Annotated in this window: 17 protein-coding genes; 5 read left to right on the forward strand and 12 right to left on the reverse strand. The window is 32.5% G+C overall.

Features of this window, described 5'->3' with window-relative positions:
- Positions 1 to 350 precede the first annotated feature (350 nt).
- The 7 genes from B4L98_RS09700 to B4L98_RS09730 all read right to left on the reverse strand — a co-directional run bounded on the left by B4L98_RS09700 (position 351) and on the right by B4L98_RS09730 (position 9,061).
- Positions 351 to 1,484 carry a M28 family peptidase gene (locus B4L98_RS09700; RefSeq protein WP_291074918.1) on the reverse strand — a complete coding sequence of 378 codons (1,134 nt, stop codon included), beginning with the start codon at positions 1,482 to 1,484 and terminating at the stop codon, positions 351 to 353.
- Positions 1,485 to 1,523: 39 nt separating this feature from the next.
- Positions 1,524 to 2,204, reverse strand: coding sequence for an SIR2 family NAD-dependent protein deacylase (locus B4L98_RS09705; RefSeq protein WP_291068724.1), 681 nt, complete (start codon positions 2,202 to 2,204; stop codon positions 1,524 to 1,526).
- A 497-nt stretch (positions 2,205 to 2,701) separates the two neighbouring features.
- Positions 2,702 to 4,504, reverse strand: a complete 1,803-nt coding sequence (locus tag B4L98_RS09710; RefSeq protein WP_291051831.1) for an acyl-CoA dehydrogenase family protein — start codon at positions 4,502 to 4,504, stop codon at positions 2,702 to 2,704.
- A gap of 86 nt (positions 4,505 to 4,590) precedes the next feature.
- Positions 4,591 to 5,772, reverse strand: a complete 1,182-nt coding sequence (locus B4L98_RS09715) for an acetyl-CoA C-acyltransferase (RefSeq protein WP_286496101.1) — start codon at positions 5,770 to 5,772, stop codon at positions 4,591 to 4,593.
- A 54-nt stretch (positions 5,773 to 5,826) separates the two neighbouring features.
- On the reverse strand, positions 5,827 to 6,177 hold the full coding sequence (locus B4L98_RS09720; protein WP_114999168.1) for a four helix bundle protein: 351 nt from the start codon (positions 6,175 to 6,177) through the stop codon (positions 5,827 to 5,829).
- 39 nt (positions 6,178 to 6,216) lie between these two features.
- The gene (locus B4L98_RS09725; RefSeq protein ID WP_291046842.1) at positions 6,217 to 8,616 is read right to left on the reverse strand and encodes a 3-hydroxyacyl-CoA dehydrogenase/enoyl-CoA hydratase family protein; all 2,400 of its coding nucleotides are present in this window, start codon (positions 8,614 to 8,616) and stop codon (positions 6,217 to 6,219) included.
- Positions 8,600 to 9,061, reverse strand: coding sequence for a MarR family winged helix-turn-helix transcriptional regulator (locus B4L98_RS09730; RefSeq protein WP_019976592.1), 462 nt, complete (start codon positions 9,059 to 9,061; stop codon positions 8,600 to 8,602). Before B4L98_RS09730 ends, B4L98_RS09725 begins: the two co-directional genes overlap by 17 nt.
- 325 nt (positions 9,062 to 9,386) lie before the next feature.
- On the opposite strand from B4L98_RS09730, the gene B4L98_RS09735 reads away from it, so the two are divergent.
- Positions 9,387 to 11,336, forward strand: coding sequence for a KUP/HAK/KT family potassium transporter (locus tag B4L98_RS09735; RefSeq protein WP_038336956.1), 1,950 nt, complete (start codon positions 9,387 to 9,389; stop codon positions 11,334 to 11,336).
- Between the two features lie 129 nt (positions 11,337 to 11,465).
- Positions 11,466 to 11,792, forward strand: a complete 327-nt coding sequence (locus tag B4L98_RS09740; RefSeq protein WP_114999163.1) for a YegP family protein — start codon at positions 11,466 to 11,468, stop codon at positions 11,790 to 11,792.
- A 109-nt stretch (positions 11,793 to 11,901) separates the two neighbouring features.
- On the opposite strand, the gene B4L98_RS09745 is transcribed toward B4L98_RS09740, so the two are convergent.
- Positions 11,902 to 12,366 (reverse strand): Dps family protein, encoded by a 465-nt coding sequence (locus tag B4L98_RS09745; RefSeq protein ID WP_291058586.1) that lies wholly within the window; start codon positions 12,364 to 12,366, stop codon positions 11,902 to 11,904.
- Between the two features lie 252 nt (positions 12,367 to 12,618).
- Between B4L98_RS09745 and B4L98_RS09750 the strand changes: the two genes are divergently transcribed.
- Entirely contained in the window at positions 12,619 to 13,155 is a 537-nt protein-coding gene (locus B4L98_RS09750; RefSeq protein ID WP_291058584.1) for a hypothetical protein, read from the forward strand.
- A gap of 47 nt (positions 13,156 to 13,202) precedes the next feature.
- Here B4L98_RS09750 and uvrA read toward each other — a convergent pair whose 3' ends face one another.
- Positions 13,203 to 16,028 carry an excinuclease ABC subunit UvrA gene (gene uvrA / locus B4L98_RS09755; protein ID WP_291058582.1) on the reverse strand — a complete coding sequence of 942 codons (2,826 nt, stop codon included), beginning with the start codon at positions 16,026 to 16,028 and terminating at the stop codon, positions 13,203 to 13,205.
- Between the two features lie 86 nt (positions 16,029 to 16,114).
- A complete protein-coding gene (locus B4L98_RS09760) occupies positions 16,115 to 17,152 on the reverse strand; it encodes a GyrI-like domain-containing protein (protein ID WP_291078144.1) in 1,038 nt (345 codons plus the stop codon).
- Between the two features lie 104 nt (positions 17,153 to 17,256).
- On the opposite strand from B4L98_RS09760, the gene B4L98_RS09765 reads away from it, so the two are divergent.
- Complete coding sequence (locus tag B4L98_RS09765) at positions 17,257 to 17,847, forward strand: DUF937 domain-containing protein (RefSeq protein ID WP_180905983.1); 591 nt, start codon at positions 17,257 to 17,259, stop codon at positions 17,845 to 17,847.
- Between the two features lie 199 nt (positions 17,848 to 18,046).
- Entirely contained in the window at positions 18,047 to 19,396 is a 1,350-nt protein-coding gene (gene gdhA, locus B4L98_RS09770) for an NADP-specific glutamate dehydrogenase (protein ID WP_180905982.1), read from the forward strand.
- 89 nt (positions 19,397 to 19,485) lie between these two features.
- On the opposite strand, the gene B4L98_RS09775 is transcribed toward gdhA, so the two are convergent.
- Together B4L98_RS09775 and B4L98_RS09780 are read right to left on the reverse strand one after the other, a co-directional pair.
- Entirely contained in the window at positions 19,486 to 20,163 is a 678-nt protein-coding gene (locus tag B4L98_RS09775; protein WP_291058580.1) for a response regulator transcription factor, read from the reverse strand.
- A complete protein-coding gene (locus B4L98_RS09780) occupies positions 20,153 to 21,475 on the reverse strand; it encodes a sensor histidine kinase (protein WP_291068722.1) in 1,323 nt (440 codons plus the stop codon). Before B4L98_RS09780 ends, B4L98_RS09775 begins: the two co-directional genes overlap by 11 nt.
- Positions 21,476 to 21,512: the final 37 nt, after the last annotated feature.

Genomic DNA, 21,512 nt, shown 5'->3' on the forward strand with positions numbered 1-21,512 from the left:
TAAAACCTATGTTTCTATTGTGGTTAGAATATTCATTTTTTATTCGGTATTCTTCTTGATGGGGCACAACAACGATGTAAAATTAACCCTTAGACAAGCAAATTAACTAGAAGTGACGAATAATGAACCTAATTGGTTATCCATTAACCTAAATGGAGGTTGTATGCACTAAAATGCATTTTTTCTGTATCGGTTGTGTATCCTCGCTGTATCGATTCCGTATCCATTGTATATCCATTGCGTATGGTTTGTTCGGTGCTCGTGTATCGAAAGGTTGATTACCATTTAGACAAAAAAAGTAACTATTCAACTAAAAAAGTCAATTTATTACATAAATGAGACGCAACAATTTATTTCTTCAAAATCTTAAAACTATGTTGATTCGAATTTATTTTAACGAAATAAACGCCAGAAGTAAGATGTTCTAAATTTATCTGCGAAACAGCTGTTCGAAACTTCTTTTCATAGACCTGTATTCCTGTTTCGTTATATATAGAAATTGTAGGTTGTTTTAAAATCTGCGAAAAATGAAGGTTTCTCTTTACTGGATTTGGGTACACTTGCAAAGTTGAAATAGTATGATCTGTTGTAGTCAACTTCTCTTGTGCTTGAGAAAAATGTAATAAAGTCGCCAAAGCTCCTTTCGCTACTTCTGTCAAATAATTCAAATCTAAATTAGCTATTATATCTTGAGCAGTATGTGCATAGGGCGTTTCATTCTTTTCGAAAAGTCCAGTTATTGGATAACCAACTGCCTGAAAAGGCATATAATCGGAACTATAAGCATTCGAAATTTCAGTTTTTAGAGTTGTATACAAGGGAAAAATATTCGACATTTGATTAGTCAAATCAGAAGAAGCTGCATTATTTGATGTTGGATTACTTTCATCTTGCTCACAAACAATTGTTGAATTTACTTTATTCGCCACTCCTCCTACCTCATCAATATTCAGAACAGCTTTAATGTTTAAATTCTGAGGAACTGCAATTTGATTGACATATGTCTGACTTCCTATTAAACCGCGTTCTTCTCCTGTAAAATGAATAAACTTGATCGAATAATCAGTATCGATATCTTTAATTAATCGAGCAATTTCTAATAAAGTAACCGTTCCCGATCCATTATCATTCGCTCCAGGTCCATTTAATGTATCATAATGACCATCGATGATAATAAATTTATCAGGATATTTTTTTCCAATTTTAGTTATGATTAAATTATTTCCAACATTTCCAAAAACATTTACAGATTGCTGCTCTATGTTTGAATAGCCATATGCAATATAATAAGATTTCAACCAATCAAAAGCATTATTATGCGCAGAAGAACCGACAGTTTTGATTCCGAAATCTTGAAATTTTTGTAGCTTTTGATGAACAGAATCATATTTAACTTGATCTACTATCGATTGATAAAACGGATTTAACTCTTGTGCAGCCGCATTAATAGAAAAAACAAATAATGGTAGAAATATATACTTCATATTCTCTAAATTAATTAATCAACAGTAAAACGTAAAAGATTAAAAATTATTCAAAATAGTTTTTAATTCTTCGATACTTTCTGTTGCATTTTTCTTGATATGCGTAATAGATGAATTGGTATAAGTATCTGATGGATCGATATAGATAATTGGGACATTTGTTTTTGCATAATCTTTGAGCGAAGCAGCTGGATACACTTGCATCGATGTTCCAATAATTACCAAAATATCTGCCTTTAAAACCTCATCAATCGCATTTTCTATTTCCGGAACCATTTCGCCAAACCACACAATATGCGGACGAAGTTGATTTCCATCTTCAGCCAAATCTCCAAGTTTGATATCTTTATTCCAATCAATAATTTGATTCTCATCTTTTTCGCTTCGCGCTTTTCTCAATTCGCCATGCAAATGAATTATTTTAGAAGAACCTGCTCTTTCATGCAAATCGTCTACATTTTGAGTGATAATTACAACTTCAAAATCATTTTCTAACTCTTTCAAGAAATGATGCGCAGTATTGGGTTCAACATCGAATAATTGTTTTCGACGTTGATTATAGAATTCTTGAACCAATTTTGGGTTTCTTTGATAACCTTCAATCGAAGCGACTTCCATAATATCATGATTTTCCCACAAACCATTGGCATCTCGAAAAGTTGAAATTCCACTTTCAGCACTAATTCCAGCTCCCGTTAAAACAATTAGCTTCTTTTTCATTTCGAATGTATTAATTGAAGTAAATATAACTTTATAAAACAACAAAACTCCATTTCTATAAATGGAGTTTTGTTGTTTTATTTTATTTTTTTTAATTCATCTAATTTGACTAGACACATAATACTAAATGTTGCAAACATGGTCAACGTAAGAATTGCTGCATTAATTATCATAAGCTTTGTTTTTGGGTTATTAATTTGAATTAAAGTTACTTCAAATCATTTCTTTCGAAAAGTATTTCATTAAGAAATATCGACTTAACTCTCTTATTTTTAATGAATAAACTTTAACCTCAAGGCATAAAAAACCTCAATTGGGAACAACTGAGGCTTTTCTCTACTAAAACTTAAGTACCATGAAAACTCAACTAACTTATATAAAGACTAGTACTTACTCTAGAATCATCAAATGATATACCAAATTATATTTCAACATATTAAAAATAAAAAAGCAGTCAATAAATTGACTGCTTTAAATAATTTGTATTTAAAATATACTTAGAAAGTGTATTTATTTTCTTTGATTAACAAATCTGCAATTTCAGTTTTTAAGTTAACTACGTTTGGATATTCGTTGTAACGTGTAAATCTTCTTAAACCAGATAACATCATGCGTTGCTCATCTCCTTCTGTGAAAGAAACGATACCGCGAGTAGCTTCTGTTTTAATAATTTCTACCGATTTGAATAATTGTAATTGAACTAATTTTTCTGCATTCTTCGCCGCATCAGCACCTTTTACATTTGCAATTTTTTCTGCACGTAACATCGCCGATTCAACCATATAAATTTCTTGCATAATACGAGAAGCAGCAATAATCAACTGTTGGTGTTGCTCTAATTCTGCACCAAACTTTTGCAAAGCAGAACCCGCAACCATAAAGAACGATTTCTTAAGATTTGCAATGATTTCTTTTTCTTGCGCAAATAATTCTGAATAATCTGGAACATCAAACGATGGAATAGACATTAATTCGTTCGCCACATTCATTGCAGGAGACATTAAATCTAATTTTCCTTTGAATGCTCGTTTTACTAACATCGATACACATAATAAGGTATTGATTTCGTTAGTTCCTTCGTAAATTCTCGAAATACGCGCATCTCTCCAAGCTGCTTCCATTGGCATTTCTTTCGAATATCCCATTCCTCCATAAATCTGAATTCCTTGATCGGCAGAAATTTGAGTTGCATCAGAAATCCAAACTTTTAAGATAGAAGCTTCAATTGCATATTCTTCAATACCTTTTAATTCCGCTTCGTTATGAGGCATTCCTTTTGCCATATTATCTTCGATTGCATCTTGCACATCTTTCGCTGCTCGATACGCACCAGCTTCTGAAGTAAATGCAGAAACAGCCATATCAGCTAATTTCTCTTTGATTGCACCAAACGAATTGATTGACGTATTGAATTGTTTACGCTCTGAAGAATATTGTAACGAATAATCTAAAATACGACGTTGCGCATCTAAACATGCTGCTCCTAATTTAATACGACCAACATTCAAGGCATTCATCGCAATTTTGAATCCTCCGTCTCTTTCTCCTAAAAGATTTTCAACCGGAACACGAACTTCATTAAAGAAAACTTGACGTGTTGATGAAGAAACAATTCCTAATTTATCTTCTTCTTCTCCTAATGAGAATCCAGCACCAGCTTTATCTTTTTCTACAATGAAACCTGTGATATTTTTATCATCATCAATACGTGCAAAAACAATGAATAAATCAGCAAAACCTGCATTTGTAATCCACATTTTTTGACCTGTGATGATATATTCTTTACCATCTTCTGATAAAACAGCTTTTGTTTTTCCTGAATTTGCATCAGAACCTGCTTCCGGCTCTGTTAAACAGTAAGATGCAAACCACTCTCCTGTTGCTAATTTTGGTAAATATTTTTGTTTTTGCTCTTCTGTTCCGTACAATAAAATTGGCATTGTTCCAATTCCAGTATGTGCTCCAAAAGCTGTCGCTAACGAACCTGTTGCTCCTGAAATATAGTCACACACTAACATTGTTGTAACGAATCCCATTCCCATTCCACCATATTCTTCTGGAACAGAAATCCCTAATAAACCTAATTCACCAATTTTACGCATTAATTCTTCAATCAACGCATAATCTTTTTTCTCAATTTGGTGTTTTTTAGGCACTACTTCTTTATCAATAAACTCTTTTGCAGATTGCAAAATCATTTGTTGTTCTTCTGATAAATCTTCGTAAGTGAAAATATCATTGTAAGAGGCATCTTTAATTAAATATTGACCTCCGATTAATCTATTTGGATTTGTAGACATATTTTTTTGTTGTTTAGATATTAGATTTTAAAATTGAGAAGTTAGATAAATTTGAAATCTATCATCTAACCTCTCAATTCTATATATTATTTTAGATATTCGAAAATTGAAGCTGCTCCTTGTCCTGTACCAACACACATGGTTACCATTCCATATTTCGCTTTACGCGCTTCCATTTCATGTAACAATTGCACGGTTAATTTCGTACCCGAACATCCAAGTGGATGCCCTAAAGCAATTGCACCTCCGTTTACATTGACGATATCAGGATTAAGATTCAACTCGCGCATAATTGCAACTGATTGAGAAGCGAAAGCTTCATTCAATTCGATTAACTGAATATCTTCTAATTTCATTCCTGCTTGTTCTAACGCTTTTGGAATTGCAAACAAAGGTCCCATTCCCATAATACGAGGTGCTAAACCTACCGTAGAATATGCAACTAAGCGTGCAACTGGCTCAAGACCTAATTCTTTCACCATATCTTCTGACATTACCATAACGAAAGCTGCTCCGTCCGACATTTGAGAAGAGTTACCTGCTGTAACTGAACCTCCTTGCGCAAAAACAGGACGTAATTTTGCTAAACCTTCGATAGATGTATCAGCACGTGGTCCTTCGTCCACTTTAAAATCAATTTTCTTTGTTTGAACTTTTTCTTTATCATCTAAGAAACTGTATTCAACATCAATTGGAACGATTTGAGATGCAAATTTTCCTTCAGCATTTGCTTTTAATGCTTTTTGATGCGAATTGAATGCAAATAAATCTTGATCCTCACGAGACACTTTAAATTCTTTTGCTACTTCTTCAGCTGTTAATCCCATTCCCCAATAATAATCTGGATGATCTTTCGCTAAATCTGTTTCTGGAATTGGTTTGTAACCTCCCATCGGAATATACGACATCGATTCTGCACCACCTGCGATGATACATTCTGCCATTCCCGTTCTAATTTTAGCAGCTGCCAACGCAATTGCTTCTGATCCTGATGCACAGTAACGGTTTACTGTAACACCTGGAACTTTGTCTGTGTCTAATCCCATTAATGAGATAAGACGTGCCATATTCAATCCTTGTTCTGCCTCTGGCATTGCACATCCAACGATTAGATCGTCGATACGTGTTGGATCTAAAGTTGGATAATCTTGCATTAAGCGCTTGATTACTGTAGCTGCCATTTCATCTGGACGTGTAAAACGCAATGTTCCTTTTGGCGCTTTTCCTACAGCTGTTCTATATCCTGTAACTATATATGCTTGTTTCATTTTTTTTAAGTATTATTAGATTGTACAATGTAAAATGTATGATGTACAAAGTATTTAATTATAGTTCTGAATTAATTTGACCAACATATTCTGTATATGTTTTAAATCTTTTAATAAATTATCCGAAATCTCTACTTGAATAAATTCTAAATCTCTTGCTAAAATAATTTGACATTCCAATTCGAAAGACGAACCTAAAGCTATATTGAGAAAATTAATAAATTGAGCATTCGAATTTCGACCAGCACCTTCTGCAATATTTGAAGCTATCGATACGCAAGCTCTTCTTGATTGAGAGGTCAAACCATAAATCTCACTTTTAGGATAATTTGAAGTAATCTCATAAAACCTTTTCGTAAAATTCATTGTTTTTTGCCAAACGATTAACTCTTTAAAATCATGCATAAATACTTTTTACATGTTACTTTTTACTTAATACAAATATTAATTACGCAACGGTTTACCTGTTTTTAACATATGCTGAATTCGCTCTAATGTTTTTCTTTCTCCACAAAGAGATAAGAATGTTTCGCGCTCTAAGTCTAACAAGTATTGTTCTGAAACATAAGTTGATTCAGATAAATTACCACCTGTCATTACATATCCTAATTTATTCGCAATTAAACGATCATGATCCGAAGCAAAACGTCCAGCAACCATAGAGTCTGTTCCGACATAGAACATTCCCATCGCTTCTTTTCCTAACACTTCTACTTTACGTTGAATTGGTTGTGTGTAACCTGCTTCTGCCAAAATAATTGCATGTTTCTTCGCTTCTGCAATTTGACGTTCTGCATTTACCACTACAATATCTTGCTCACGAATAATTCCCATATTCTTAGCTTCATAAGCTGAAGTTGCTACTTTCGCAGTTGCGATATTCATGAAATTATCGCGCAAATGATTTACTTTTACATCATCTTTTAAAGCGAATTCAGTTGCACGGCGCGCAAATTCTTTCGAACCTCCACCACCTGGGATTAATCCAACTCCAACCTCAACCAAACCAATGTAAGTTTCGGCAGCAGCTACAATTTTATCCGCATGCATCGACATTTCGCAACCTCCACCAAGCGTCATTCCGTGAGGAGCAACAACAACTGGAATAGATGAATAACGAACACGTATCATCGTATCCTGGAACATTTTGATTGCCATATTCAATTCCCACCAATCTTGTTCTGCAGCCATCATCATAATCATGGCTAAATTAGCACCAACAGAGAAATTATCTCCTTGGTTACCAATTACAACTCCACGATAATCTTTTTCTGCTAACTCGATTCCTTTATTGATTCCTTGTAAAACTCCTCCTCCAAGAGAATTCATTTTAGAACGGAACTCAATATTGATGATTCCATCTCCTAAATCTTGAATAGATGTTTCTTGGTTTGACCAGATTTCATTTGTTTTTCTAATGTTATCTAAAATAATAAATGCATCTTGACCTGGAATTAATTCGAATTGCTTTGATGATTGATTATAGAATAATTTCTTACCATTTTCGATTTTATAAAAAGAATTTGCACCAGTTGCGGCCAATTCTTTCACCCAATCCGAAACCTTGAAACCTTCTGATTCTACTAATTGAATTCCGTTTTGTAACCCAACCAAGTCCCATGTTTCAAATGGACCATATTTCCAAGCGTAACCTGTTTTTAAAGCGTCATCAATTGGATAAAGTACATCTGTAATTTCTGGAACACGTTGAGAAACGTAAGCGAATAATGAAGCAAAATGTTTGCGAATCAATTCTCCAGCCTTACCAGAATCTTTCAATAAAATACCTAATTTATTACGCATAGATCCTGCATTTTTAGCAGTTTCTACAGCTGTAACTTTTGCGCGTTCCATTGGACGATACTCTAACGTATCAAGATTTAAGGCAAAACGATTGGTATTCCCTTCTTTATCAATTTCTTTATAATAGAAGCCTTTTTTTGTTTTATCTCCTAAGAATTTATTTTCGATTAAGAAATCCAAGAATTTTGAATCTTTCAAACCTTGGATCATTTCGTCATTTGGCGCATTTTGCTGTAAACCTTTTGTTACATTATATGCAGTATCCAAACCAACCAAATCACCCAATTTGAATGTTCCCGTTTTCGGGCGACCCAAAATAGAACCTGTCAAAGTATCAACTTCTTCAATCGTTAATCCAATTTCTTGCGCCAATTCCATCACTTTCGCCATCGAGTAAACTCCTACTCTATTCCCGATAAAACCTGGCGTATCTTTACATAAAACTGGTGTTTTACCTAAAAATAAAGATGCATAGTTTTGGAAAAACTCAACAACAGATTTATCTGTTTGAGGAGTTGGGATAATTTCGAATAATTTTAAGTAACGTGGCGGATTGAAGAAATGCGTTCCGCAGAAATGTTTCTGAAAATCATCTGAACGACCTTCAGCCATCAAATGAATTGGAATACCAGAAGTATTAGAAGTGACTAAAGTTCCTGGTTTACGGAAGTTATCTACACGCTCAAAAATAGATTGTTTAATATCCAATCTTTCGATCACAACCTCTATTACCCAATCCGAGTTTTTAATCTTCTCGAAATCATCATCAAAATTCCCTACAGTTATACGAGAAGCAAATGCTTTGTCATAAATTGGTGAAGGATTGCTTTTTAAAGCAGCATCTAAGTGAGTTTGAGCAGTTCTGTTACGAACTACTTTACTCTCTAAAGTAAGTCCTTTCGCTTGCTCTTGTGGTGTAAGCTCGCGAGGAACCATATCTAACATCAAGACTTCGACTCCGATATTTGCAAAATGACATGCAATACCAGAACCCATCACTCCTGATCCTAATACAGTTACGTGTTTAACGTGTCTTCTCATAATTGTTTTTAAATATTTTTTTGTCCGATATTAATTGGTTAATCTTATAAATCACTTCCAAGAAAATTTGCATTTTCTCTGGTTCGATGTGATTATTAATTGATTCATTAAATTGCAAAACAAAATGTTTTGAAATATCTCTCATTCTTAATCCTTCTTCAGTCAAAGTGATCAACACACTTCTCCCATCTTCTGGATTTGGTTTTCGAACGATAAAATTTCTTGCTTCTAAGTTTTTTAATGTTCTCGACAAGCTTGTTGGCTCTATTCCCATCTTTGGTCCTAGCGACGTACTTGGCGTACCTCCTTTCGGATCTATTGATAATAATGTAAAGGCATACACCATTGTAGAATCGTAAGCACCTGCTTGCTCATTATACATTTTCTGAACTGACAACCATGTTGAACGCAATAAATAATCTATCGTTAAATCTTCTCTTAACATATTTTAGTGTATGTCTAACAAATATAATCTTTTTTTATTATGCAAGCATAACAAAGTTTTAAAATTTAATTTTGTTTAACAAATAATGATTCAATTTACTATTTATCAATGAAATGTAACCTTAAATTATGATTAATAAAATAAATAGTATGATTAAATAATACTTAAATTTATTCCATTAATAAAAAACTGACTGTAGTAGTGTAAAAATACGTCATATTTAGTATCGAAAATAAATATAATGTTGGTTTTATATTATAAATAAATAAGATTGTTTAATCTCTTTTCAACGGCATACATTCGTATAAATTTTAAAATACTGCTTATGGAATCAAACCATACGATGAACAAAGTAACAGCGGCAACGCTATTAATCGCATTTGGAATCATTTACGGTGATATTGGAACAAGTCCTTTATATGTAATGAAAGCGATAATTGGCGAGACTCGCGTGATTGAAGAGAGCATTGTCTACGGAGGCGTATCATGTGTTTTTTGGACTTTGTGTTTTCAGACTTCTATCAAATATGTATGGTTGACCCTAAAAGCGGATAATGATGGCGAAGGAGGAATTTTTTCTTTGTATTCATTGATCAAGAAAAAAGGTAAAAACCTAATTATTCCAACTATCATTGGAGCTTCTGCTTTGCTCGCCGATGGAATTATCACTCCCCCCGTTTCCGTCTCTTCTGCTGTTGAAGGACTACGAATGCTAAACGGACTCGAAAATCTACCTACTATACCTATCGTAATCTTCATCCTTTCGATGTTATTTTTTTTCCAACGATTTGGAACAAATAAAGTAGGAAAAATATTTGGACCATTTATGGTTTTATGGTTTACAATGCTTCTAGGCTTAGGAGTTTTACATATTGTACATCATCCAAGTATTATCAAAGCATTAAATCCTTATTACGCGTATAACTTATTGATGAATTACCCTCACGGATTCTGGATTCTTGGCGCTGTATTCTTATGTACAACAGGTGCTGAGGCATTATACTCCGATTTAGGACATTGCGGACGAAAAAACATTAGAATTAGTTGGTTGTACGTTAAAATCTGCTTAGTAACAAACTATTTAGGACAAGCAGCTTGGTTAATGCACCAAGACAATCCTATGTTAGATGGTAGAAATCCTTTCTACGAAATGATGCCAGATTGGTTCTTAATTCCTGGAATTTGTATTGCCACAGGTGCAGCTATTATTGCGTCACAAGCTTTGATTACAGGATCTTTTACATTAATCAATGAAGCTATCAACTTAGGTTTCTGGCCAAGAACATTAATTATTCAACCAAACGAGCACAAAAGCCAAGTTTACATTCCTACAATCAATTTTATGTTATGGGCTGGCTGTGTCTTTATTGTCTTATATTTCCGAGATTCGTCCCATATGGAAGCCGCCTACGGACTTGCTATTACAGTTACCATGTTAATGACGACCTTCTTGTTATCCTATTATCTTAATTATTATACAAAGTTCAACAAAGTATTTATTGTAGCAATTTTGTCGATTTTCGTAGCAATAGAATCATCATTTTTCGTAGCAAATGTTGTCAAATTTGTTGATGGTGGATATTTAGCTTTATTAATGGGATGGCTGTTCTTCATAATAATGTATTGTAGTTTTTATGGAAAAATCCTTAATTCAAGAAACTTAGAATTCGTTAAAATTAAACGTTACGCGAATGTGTTAACAGAATTAAGTGAAGATAAAACAATCAATAAATATTCGACTTTCTTGTTTTACTTAACGAAATCTACCAATCCGAAAAATATCGAGAAATACAGTATTCAATCCATTTTATCAAAACGTCCAAAACGTGCAGATGTCTATTGGTTTGTAAACATTAACCGAGATAGTGAACCTTATACGTTGAGCTATAAAATATTGCCAATTGTCGATCAAAAAATATATCGAATTACATTTAATGTAGGATTTAGAGTTCAACCAAAAACAGAACAATATATCAAAAAAGTAATCAACGATATGTATGCAAATGGAGAATTAGAGTTAAAATACCTGAGTACATGTTTGAAAAAATACAATCAAGATCCTGATATGAAATTTGTTTTGATTGAAAAATTCCCTTCAATTGAGACTAAATTAAGTATGAAAGAATTTTTCACGCTGAAAGTTTATTATTTATTAAAGAAAATAGAATTCAACATTCCGAAATCTTTTGGTCTAGAGAAAAACGACGTTGTTGTAGAACACATTCCTCTTTATATGCACAAACATAATATTGACGATTTAAAAAGAATTCAATAAAAGAATAGAAATCCTGAAAATAATTTTTCAGGATTTTTTTTGTAAATATTTTATAGATTGATAATTATCAAATAATTTTTATAAATTTATATCAATCAACAAGATAAAATATTTATAAAAAATTAAATTATGTTCGAAATTTATCAAGACAAAGCAGGAGAATATCGTTTTCGTTTGAAAGCTAAAAATGGACAAAATATTTTAGCAAGCGAAGGTTATAAACAAAAAGCAAGCTGCGAAAATGGAATTGAATCTGTTCGTAAAAATTCGCAGGATGATTCTAAATACGAATTAAAAGAAGGTTCTTCGGGTAAATGGCATTTCAATTTAAAGGCAACAAACGGGCAAGTAATTGGAACAAGCCAATCGTACGAAACTGAATCTGGCGCTAAAAATGGAATTGCTTCTGTAAAAACAAACGCTGCTGATGCAGAAGTAAAAGAAGTAGAAGGTTAATTACAAACCGTTATAAAAAGCTGAAGCCTTGGATAAATCCAAGGCTCAACCTAATTAACACTAATATGAATTAACACTAAAAACTTATGAAGTAAAATAATGTTCAACTTTATTTTAGATGCGATCTAAGCATCCAAGCAGTTTTTTGATGTTGTTCTAATAAACCAACTAAGAAATCCGAAGTTGAGATATCATGAAACTCATCAATTTCTACTACAGCCTGTGCCAAAAAGTCAATAATAACTTCGTGATCGTGTAGTAAATCAGCAATAAAACTTAAACTATCTTTGTTTTCAGTTTTTCTTGTTTCTGATAAGTGAGCTAACTGCAAATACTCTGCCATAGTTGCTGGTGCATATACATCTTTTTGACGAATTTTTTCTGCAACATCATCTATAACAATTTGTAACTCGTTATATAACAATTCAAAATACACATGTATTGTCTGAAAATCAGAACCTTCTACATTCCAATGTGCATTTCTTGTTTTTAAGTATAAAATATGTTCATCAGCTAATAATTTAATTAAAATATCAGCGATTTTTTGTTTTTTTTCTGGCGATAATAATTTCATATGATTAAATTTTATATTGTCTATTTGATTAACTTTACTAATGCAAATATAGAACCAGAAAACGAATGAATTATAGATTTATCAAATCTTATTTCTATTCTTTTATAATTAAAAACTATGAACGACTCGAATTAACTTAAAATAAATAATGATGTTTACTTAAAAACAGAATTACTATTTTTGATGAGACAAATTTATAGTGGTTTTTTCAATTAGAGCCATTTTTAAAAGTTAAAAATTAATTAAATTTCTATGAAAAAGTTTCTTTTATTTATCATTTCTTTAACCCTAAGCAATACTGCTTTTTCTCAAATTAATCAAAATCAAACGCTTAGTAATAATTGGCGTTTTGGAGGTGGTTTGGGACTATCTTTTGGGAATAACAGCTATTTTGGGTTTAATATTTCTCCAAGTGTTGGATATATGGTTGCAAACAATTTAGAATTGGGTGCCACGGCAGGTTATCAGTATGCGAAAGATGACTATGTAAAACAAAATTTGTTTAATGTTGGTCCTTACATTAACTTTTTTCCAATCGAGAACATTTTCTTGAGAGCCAACTATATGTACTACACAGGAAAACAAAAGTACAACGATCGTACGCCATACTACAACAGTATTTATGAAGCTGACATGGACGAATCTGCGTTATGGTTGGGAGCTGGATATCAATCGAGTGGACCAGTAAGATTTCAAGCTGGCGTGATGTACAATGTTTTATATAAAGAAAACGAAAGTATATTCTCTTCAGGATTACAACCTTTTATGGGTGTTTCAATCGGATTATAAGTCATAAAAAAATCCATCTAAAAATTTTTAGATGGATTTTTTTATATTTATTTCAATTCGACTTTCAAGAATTTTCCTGTTACACTTTTCGGATTCTTAATGATTTCTTCTGGCGTTCCTTCTGCCACAATTTTTCCACCTTTGCTCCCTCCGTCTGGACCAATATCAATCACATAATCAGCTAATTTTATCACATCCAAATTATGTTCGATAATGATAACAGTATTTCCAAATTCTACAATTTTATTGATTACTTTCATCAGCACATTAACATCTTCAAAATGCAAACCTGTTGTGGGTTCATCTAAAATATAAATTGTTTTTCCTGTTTGTTTTTTAGCCAATTCTGTTGCTAATTTCACACGTTGCGCCTCTCCTCCACTCAATGTTGTAGACTGCTGACCAAGCGTAATGTAACCCAAACCTACATCTTGCAACATTTTGACATAACGATATATTTTCGGAATCGCTTCAAAGAATTCTACCGCTTCATTTACCGTCATTTCTAACACATCCGAAATCGATTTTCCTTTGTAACGAACCTCCAACGTCTCACGATTAAAACGTTTTCCATTACATGTTTCACATTCGACATGAATATCAGGTAAGAAATTCATTTCAATCACACGCAAACCTGCTCCTTGACAAGTTTCACAACGCCCACCTTTTACATTAAATGAAAAACGTCCAGGCTTGTAACCTCTAATTTTGGCTTCAGGTAAATTTGTAAACAACGTACGAATATCAGAGAAAATCCCTGTATAAGTCGCAGGATTAGAACGAGGCGTACGACCAATTGGGGATTGATCCACTTCGATTACTTTATCTAAATGCTCTAAACCTTCAATTTTTTTGTAAGGCATCGGATCTTTTTCTGCTCTAAAGAAATGTTGATTCAGAATTCTGTACAATGTTTCATTAATCAATGTTGATTTTCCAGAACCCGAAACACCCGAAACCACAACCAATTCCCCCAAAGGAATGGTAAGATTTACATTTTTTAGATTATTTCCTGATGCACCAAAAAGTTTCAATTCTAATCCATTACCTTTTCTTCGTTCTTTTGGAACTTCGATTTGCAACTGATTGTTTAAATATTTTGATGTTAATGTATTTGATTTCAACATTTGTTCCGGCTCTCCTTCCCAAACAATTTGACCGCCATTTTTCCCTGCTTTTGGTCCAACATCAACTACATAATCCGATTCTAAGATCATGTCTTTGTCGTGTTCTACAACCAAAACTGAATTTCCGATATCGCGCAATTTCTTCAACGAATCAATCAATCTGACATTATCGCGTTGATGCAAACCAATACTTGGTTCATCTAAAATATACAACACATTCACCAGTTGAGAACCAATTTGAGTAGCCAAACGAATTCGCTGTGCTTCGCCTCCTGAAAGGGTTCTTGAAGAACGATTAAGACTCAAATAATCTAATCCGACATCTAATAAAAAAGATAAACGTGTATAAATTTCTTTCAGAATCTCGTGCGCAATTTGTTGTTGATTCGAAGTCATCGAAACTGGCGCATTTTCAATCCATTTTTGCAACGATTGAAGATCCATTTCCGCAACTTCACCAATATTTTTATTGTCAATTCGGAAGAAAAGAGATTCTTTTTTAAGGCGTTTTCCTTCGCAAGTTGGACAAATAACTTTCTTTCCAAACTTTTTGCTAATCGAACTTGAAGACGGATTATTTTTATCTTCCATTATTTCAGAAAGAAATTCATTCAATCCTTCAAAATCAATTTTATATGTTTTTTTGACTGAGGCAAATTTAAGATCGACATTCAAAGTTTCCTTTAAACCGTTCATTACATCATCAATCAATGCTTGAGGAAGTTTTTTGAATGCTACTTTCTGGTCTATATTATGTTTGACAAAAATCGCTTCCAATTGTTTTTCTATTCGAGAAGATGATTTTAAAGCTTCAAATAATTCTTCCAAATTATCAAACAACGATTTGTCTTGATCTTGAAATAATTTTTCGTGATTAACCACTTTCAACTCTCCTAGACCTGTACAAGTTGGACAAGCACCTTTTGGTGAATTGAACGAAAATGTATTCGGTTCTGGCAACGCATATGACATCCCTGTCGATGGACACATTAACGAACGAGAAAAGAATTTGGTTTCATTGGTTTCGTAATCCAAAATCATCGTAATTCCGTTTCCTTGCTGCATTGCATGATCGATACTTGAACGCAAACGTTGATCATTCACCTTATCATTCAGCAACATTTTATCCACCATCAATTCAATATCATGCGTTTTGTAGCGATCTAACATCATTCCTGGTGCAATATCTTTCAACTCCCCATCAATGCGCATTTCAAGAAAACCTTTTTTAGAATATGTCACAAAAACCTCACGATAATGACCTTTTCTTGAACGTACAATTGGTGCTAAAATCGCAATTTTCTTTCCACTGTATTGTGCACGGATCAACTCAATGATTTGCTCTTCTGTGTAAGCAACCATTTGTTCGTTTGTTTCGACAGAAAAAGCCGTTGACGCACGCGCATACAACAAACGAAGAAAGTCATAAATTTCTGTAATTGTACCAACAGTAGAACGCGGATTTTTATTGGTCGTTTTTTGCTCAATCGCAATAACTGGTGACAAACCATCAATTTTATCAACATCTGGACGTTCCAAACCTCCCAAAAATTGACGCGCATAAGCCGAAAAAGTTTCGATATAACGACGTTGTCCTTCTGCATAAATCGTATCAAAAGCCAACGAAGATTTTCCACTTCCACTTAAACCCGTGATTACCACAAGCTCGTTTCGAGGAATCTTTACATCAATATTTTTTAGATTATGTTCACGTGCACCGTAAACTTCAATAAAATCTTTGTCCATGTTCGTTTGTAAGAAGTTGCAAAAATACAAAAAAAGCCACATTTCTGTGGCTAAGTGTACTTTAAAAATTGTTAATTCTTAAGTATTTATTGTTTTTTAATTGGAATATAAATTCGAGAAATTAGTTTTAAACTATCTGTTTCCTTCGGATCGTTTAACATAATTTCTAATTGTTTTGTATCCAACTGTAACTTTTTCGATTTAGCATAATTCTTCATTTTTTCGATTGTTTGCGCACGCTTAGAACGAGGTCCTAAATGCAATGTTAACAAATAATCTCCGCCAGGAACAACCACTTTTTTCATCTCTTTTTGCAAAGGCAAATCTTCTATTAATTGTATTCCAGCAAAAAATGTTACTTTTTCTTTTTCTTTATCAAAATCAGTAAAATAGACATACGGGAAACCTAAATCGAAATCAAAACCGCCTTCTTCTTTGTTTATTAATGATTTATAAATGACCTCAAAAGCGCCATCTACTTTATCCATCACATCTTTTTCTGCAAAACTTGATTGTTTTCGAATCGCTAATAAATTTGTTCTACCCAATTCTACAATACGATATTCGCCATAATTCAATCGACCTTCTTTTTGATCCTTATCCAATCTAACTTTCACTTGTTGATTTAAGTTGTCCAACGATTTTTCGAATTTAGATTCAGGGTTTTTAAAGAAAGCAAAATAGCGATAGAAATAAGGAATTTCTTGACTTAAATAATTCAATTTTGCAGTTGTTTTCCCATTTTCTTGTTGTTCAAATTTAACATTAAGACTATCTAATTTTTCCCAACCATCATACTTTATCGTATAATTGACGAAACGATTTATCGAAAAATTTTCAATCGTTACTTTTCCAGAAGCAATTGAAGCATCTTCAGAATCCCAAATCATATAATTTTCGTCCTCTTCTTTTGTATTAGAAAATTTCTTGATTGTTAAAGAATCCGCAGCTGTAAATTGTTGCCATTTCGAAAATTGACGAAGATTATAAAATTCGTCGTACACCAACCCAACAGGGGCATCAAATTCATATTGCATTTCTTCATCGAAACGACTAGGTAAAACGATTGGCAATAAAGCTAAAACCGCAATAATGATTACTAAAAAAAGATTTATTTGTTTCATTTACAAAATTGATTGTACAAAAATAGAAATACTTTGTAGGACTCTTAATATTAATCTGAATTAATCTGTTAAAAATAGTATATTTGAGTAAATAATATAAACTTATGGACTTTACAAATTTAATTCAAGGTGCAATGGGACAACAAATTGTTGGTTCTGCTGCAAAACAATTAGGGATTAATGAATCTCAAGCTCAAACTGCTGTTGCAGCAGCTGTACCTTTTTTATTGTCTGCTTTAAATAAAAATGCACAAGGCGGAGGTGCTGAAGGAATTTCGAATGCTTTGAATCAACATGACGGAAGTATTTTGGATAATCTTTCTGGATTTTTAGGTCAAGGAGGAAATCAACAAGATGGATTAGGAATTTTAGGTCACGTTTTAGGAAATAAACAACAAAATGTAGAATCTGCAATTTCTCAACAATCTGGATTGAACACAGCACAAGTTACTCAAATTTTAGCGTTAGTTGCACCAATTGTAATGGGCTATTTGGGTAAACAAAAACAGTCTGCTGGATTAGATTCAAATGGAATTGCTGGTTTATTAGGCGGTTTAGTTGGTGGTTCTACAACTCAAACAAACCAAAGTGGAGTAAATTTAGGTGGTTTCGAAAAATTACTAGACCAAGATGGTGACGGACAATTAGGAATTGGAGATGCCATGAGTTTATTGGGTGGATTTTTCAAAAAATAAGCCTTGTCTTAAACTGAATAAAAATACAAAATTTATTAAGCAGGAAATTTTCCTGCTTTTTTTGTTTCAAAAATTATCAACCTAAAGATTCTGAGTAGTCAAAATTATCAACTTCATAAATATTAAAAGTTTAATTTAAAAAATATGTTATTTTTTTTATTGTTAATTGTAATTTTATCAATAATCAAACACAAATAGCATGGATACTTTATTTTACTCAGAAAAATTCATTCAAAGAATTAAATCAAAAAACCCAAACGAAAAAGAATTTTTACAAGCAGTTGAAGAAGTTTCCGAAACCATTTTACCATTTGTAGAAGAAAATCCTAAATACAAGAAATTCAAAATTCTTGAAAGAATTGCAGAACCAGAACGCATTATTCAGTTTAGAGTAACTTGGGTTGATGACAAAGGCGAAATCCAAATCAACAAAGGTTATCGTGTACAAATGAACTCTGCAATTGGTCCTTACAAAGGCGGTTTGCGCTTTCATCCATCTGTTAATCTATCTATTCTTAAATTCTTAGCTTTTGAACAAGTTTTCAAAAATAGCTTGACAACATTACCTATGGGTGGCGGAAAAGGTGGTTCTGATTTTGATCCAAAAGGAAAATCTGACATGGAAATTATGCGCTTCTGCCAATCTTTTATGAGCGAATTATCTCGTCATATTGGTGCAGATGTAGATGTTCCCGCGGGTGATATTGGTGTTGGAGGACGAGAAATTGGTTATTTATTCGGTCAATACAAACGAATGCGAAACGAATTTACAGGTGTTTTAACTGGAAAAGGTTTGGAATATGGCGGTTCTTTGATTCGTCCTGAAGCAACTGGTTACGGTTTATTATATTTTGTAGAATGTATGTTAGCCGAAAAAAAAGAAACCTTAAAAGGAAAAACGGTTTCTATTTCTGGCTCTGGAAATGTTGCACAATATGCTGCTGAAAAGTCTCTAGAATTGGGTGCTAAAGTGGTAACACTTTCTGATTCTTCTGGATATATTTATGATGAAGATGGTTTTGACACAGAAAAATTAAAGGTCATTTTCAAAATTAAAAATGATAATTATGACAGAATCTCAAAGTATGTTGATTATTATCCAAATGCTAAATTTTTCTCTGACCAAAACCCTTGGAAAGTCCCTTGTGATATAGCTTTGCCATGTGCAACACAAAACGAATTGGATTTGCAAGATGCGCAAACTTTACATCTCAATGGTTGCAAATTGGTTGCCGAAGGTGCAAATATGCCAACAACTCCCGAAGCGGTTCATTATTTTTTGGATCATCAAATTTTATACGGACCTGGTAAAGCTGCAAATGCCGGTGGTGTTGCGACTTCTGGATTGGAAATGTCTCAAAATTCGATTCGTCAAAATTGGAACAGAGAAAAAGTAGATTATCGATTGAAAGAAATTATGATAAAAATTCATCACCAATGTAAAAAATATGGAAAAGGCGAATTTCAAGAAAATATAAATTATTACAAAGGCGCTAATATAGCTGGTTTCGTAAAAGTTGCCGATGCTATGATTGCTCAAGGAATATAAAAATCCATTTATAAAATTCGGTTCCCTTTACTGAATTTAGAATTCAATTGTTTGTTATTAAAGCTGAACTTCTGTTCAGCTTTATTTTTTTAGAGAGGAAAATTAATTTTAAACCCAATTCCACGAACAGATTCAAATTTTATCGTTTCATCGTTCTGAAAATATTTGCGCAAACGTGTCATAAAAACATCTAAACTTCTACCCATAAAATAATCGTTTTCGCCCCAAATTTTTTCTAAAATCTCTTTACGGCTCACTAATTTTTGATTATTCTGAATCAAGAAACTCAACAATTCTGCTTCTTTTTCTGTTAACTGAAATTTTTCTTCTTGATAAGATAATTGCAATTGATTTGGATGAAAAACATAAGTTCCAATTTTAATCAATTCTTCTAAAACAGGTTGATTTCGTTTCAAAATATTTTTTATTCTCAAAACCAATTCTTCAGGATCGCAAGGTTTTGTAATATAATCATCTGCACCTAATTTCAGACCTAAAACCCGATCAAAACTTTGCGCTTTAGCAGTCAAAAACAAATATGGAATTGTAATGGTTTCGGCTAATTTCTTCGCCAAGGAAAAACCATCAATTTCGGGTAACATGACATCAAAAATGATTAATTGAGCTGATTCCAACGATTCTATTTCCTTCAATAGTTTTTGTGGATGATCAAACCAAGTCACTTCAAAATCAGAAAATTCTAGATATTGTTTGAGAACAGTTCCCAAATCTTGATCATCTTCTACTAAAATTAATTTAGTTTTCATTCGGCAAAATGATTAAAAATTGAACACCTTTGTCTTTATTATTCTGAACGTTAATTGTTCCTAAATATCGTTCGATTGTATTCTTGACCAAAAATAATCCAACACCCAAACCGCTTACATTTTGGTTAATAGAACGATTCACACGATAATATTTATCAAAAATAAGAGGCAAATCATTGGTTGGAATTCCAATTCCATTATCCGAAAAATTCAATGTTATTTTTTTTTGAAATTTAAAATCTAATACAATTTCAGTAGCTCCATATTTGACTGAATTTTCAATTAAATTCTGAGCAATTTGTTTAAAATCGTTTGTTTTCAGTACATTATTTTTCTCGAAAATACTTTGATTAATAAGTTTAATTTCTGGATATTGAAGTTGAATCTTTTGGATAATTTCATTCAAAATAACCTCATCTAACAATTCAGAATTTTCGTCATTTTTCACAAAAATAGAATCAACAGTTTGCTCCAAACGATTAATTTGTCTGTTCATCATTTGTTGCGTTTCTGGATGTTGAACTTGATGCAAAGCAAATTTCATCGTCGTAATTGGCGTATTCAATTCATGCGCAATAGAGTCTATTGTCAAATGTAATTGATTGATTTTTTCTTCTTGTTTCGATAAATTTTTAAGACTTTTCCAATACAAAAAGACAATTAATCCAACAATCAACAAACTCACAATGATTAAAGGAATAATTTTCTTGAGAATTAAAAATTTCAAATTCAGTAATTCAAAATCTGTCTTTCCTCTAATTTTATATTTATGACGTTCATTTTTATTAATTCCTAAATCAGAATCTGTTTGATTACTAATATCATCCGATGACCAAACACTTTGATTAATATTAGTTGGTTTCGAAATTTTATTTGTCGTTTCGTAAATCACATACTTTTTCTTTGGCAATAATTCTTTATGATTCAATTCATCATAAACCGAATAAACATCTGTACGAAGCGCTATTTCAAAATTATTTTCCTTAGAATAAACGTCTAATAGAGAATCTACAATTGGCGTATAAATCTCATAATTATAATCTACTTTCGTTCGAATTATTTGTAATTCATCAAACTGTTTTTTTTCATCATGATTCAGTTTTTTGAAATAATCTAAAATCTTATCATCATTAGAATCTGTTTCATATTTTGACATAAAATTCATCACTTTAACTCCAATTTCACACGCCTCTTTATTCATATCTTTCTCAATCAATCGATACAAATTGTAGATATAATACCCTTGCAATGCAACCAAAACGATCAATGCAAAAGAGAAAATAAATGTATAATGTTTTTTAGATAATTTCATAAGCTTTCCATCAATTCAAAAATACATTGTTTTCGCA

Source organism: Empedobacter sp. UBA5528, from assembly GCF_002426075.1.
Taxonomy (GTDB): Bacteria; Bacteroidota; Bacteroidia; order Flavobacteriales; family Weeksellaceae; genus Empedobacter; species Empedobacter falsenii_B.

Coding starts and splice junctions, on each gene's coding strand:
- B4L98_RS09740 (WP_114999163.1), top strand. CDS start 11,466: ATGTTCGAAATTTATCAAGACAAAGCAGGAGAATATCGTTTTCGTTTG.
- B4L98_RS09710 (WP_291051831.1), bottom strand. CDS start 4,504: ATGTCTACAAATCCAAATAGATTAATCGGAGGTCAATATTTAATTAAA.
- B4L98_RS09720 (WP_114999168.1), bottom strand. CDS start 6,177: ATGCATGATTTTAAAGAGTTAATCGTTTGGCAAAAAACAATGAATTTT.
- B4L98_RS09775 (WP_291058580.1), bottom strand. CDS start 20,163: ATGAAAACTAAATTAATTTTAGTAGAAGATGATCAAGATTTGGGAACT.
- B4L98_RS09750 (WP_291058584.1), top strand. CDS start 12,619: ATGAAAAAGTTTCTTTTATTTATCATTTCTTTAACCCTAAGCAATACT.
- B4L98_RS09745 (WP_291058586.1), bottom strand. CDS start 12,366: ATGAAATTATTATCGCCAGAAAAAAAACAAAAAATCGCTGATATTTTA.
- B4L98_RS09715 (WP_286496101.1), bottom strand. CDS start 5,772: ATGAAACAAGCATATATAGTTACAGGATATAGAACAGCTGTAGGAAAA.
- B4L98_RS09780 (WP_291068722.1), bottom strand. CDS start 21,475: ATGAAATTATCTAAAAAACATTATACATTTATTTTCTCTTTTGCATTG.
- gdhA (WP_180905982.1), top strand. CDS start 18,047: ATGGATACTTTATTTTACTCAGAAAAATTCATTCAAAGAATTAAATCA.
- B4L98_RS09735 (WP_038336956.1), top strand. CDS start 9,387: ATGGAATCAAACCATACGATGAACAAAGTAACAGCGGCAACGCTATTA.
- uvrA (WP_291058582.1), bottom strand. CDS start 16,028: ATGGACAAAGATTTTATTGAAGTTTACGGTGCACGTGAACATAATCTA.
- B4L98_RS09730 (WP_019976592.1), bottom strand. CDS start 9,061: ATGTTAAGAGAAGATTTAACGATAGATTATTTATTGCGTTCAACATGG.
- B4L98_RS09760 (WP_291078144.1), bottom strand. CDS start 17,152: ATGAAACAAATAAATCTTTTTTTAGTAATCATTATTGCGGTTTTAGCT.
- B4L98_RS09705 (WP_291068724.1), bottom strand. CDS start 2,204: ATGAAAAAGAAGCTAATTGTTTTAACGGGAGCTGGAATTAGTGCTGAA.
- B4L98_RS09765 (WP_180905983.1), top strand. CDS start 17,257: ATGGACTTTACAAATTTAATTCAAGGTGCAATGGGACAACAAATTGTT.
- B4L98_RS09700 (WP_291074918.1), bottom strand. CDS start 1,484: ATGAAGTATATATTTCTACCATTATTTGTTTTTTCTATTAATGCGGCT.
- B4L98_RS09725 (WP_291046842.1), bottom strand. CDS start 8,616: ATGAGAAGACACGTTAAACACGTAACTGTATTAGGATCAGGAGTGATG.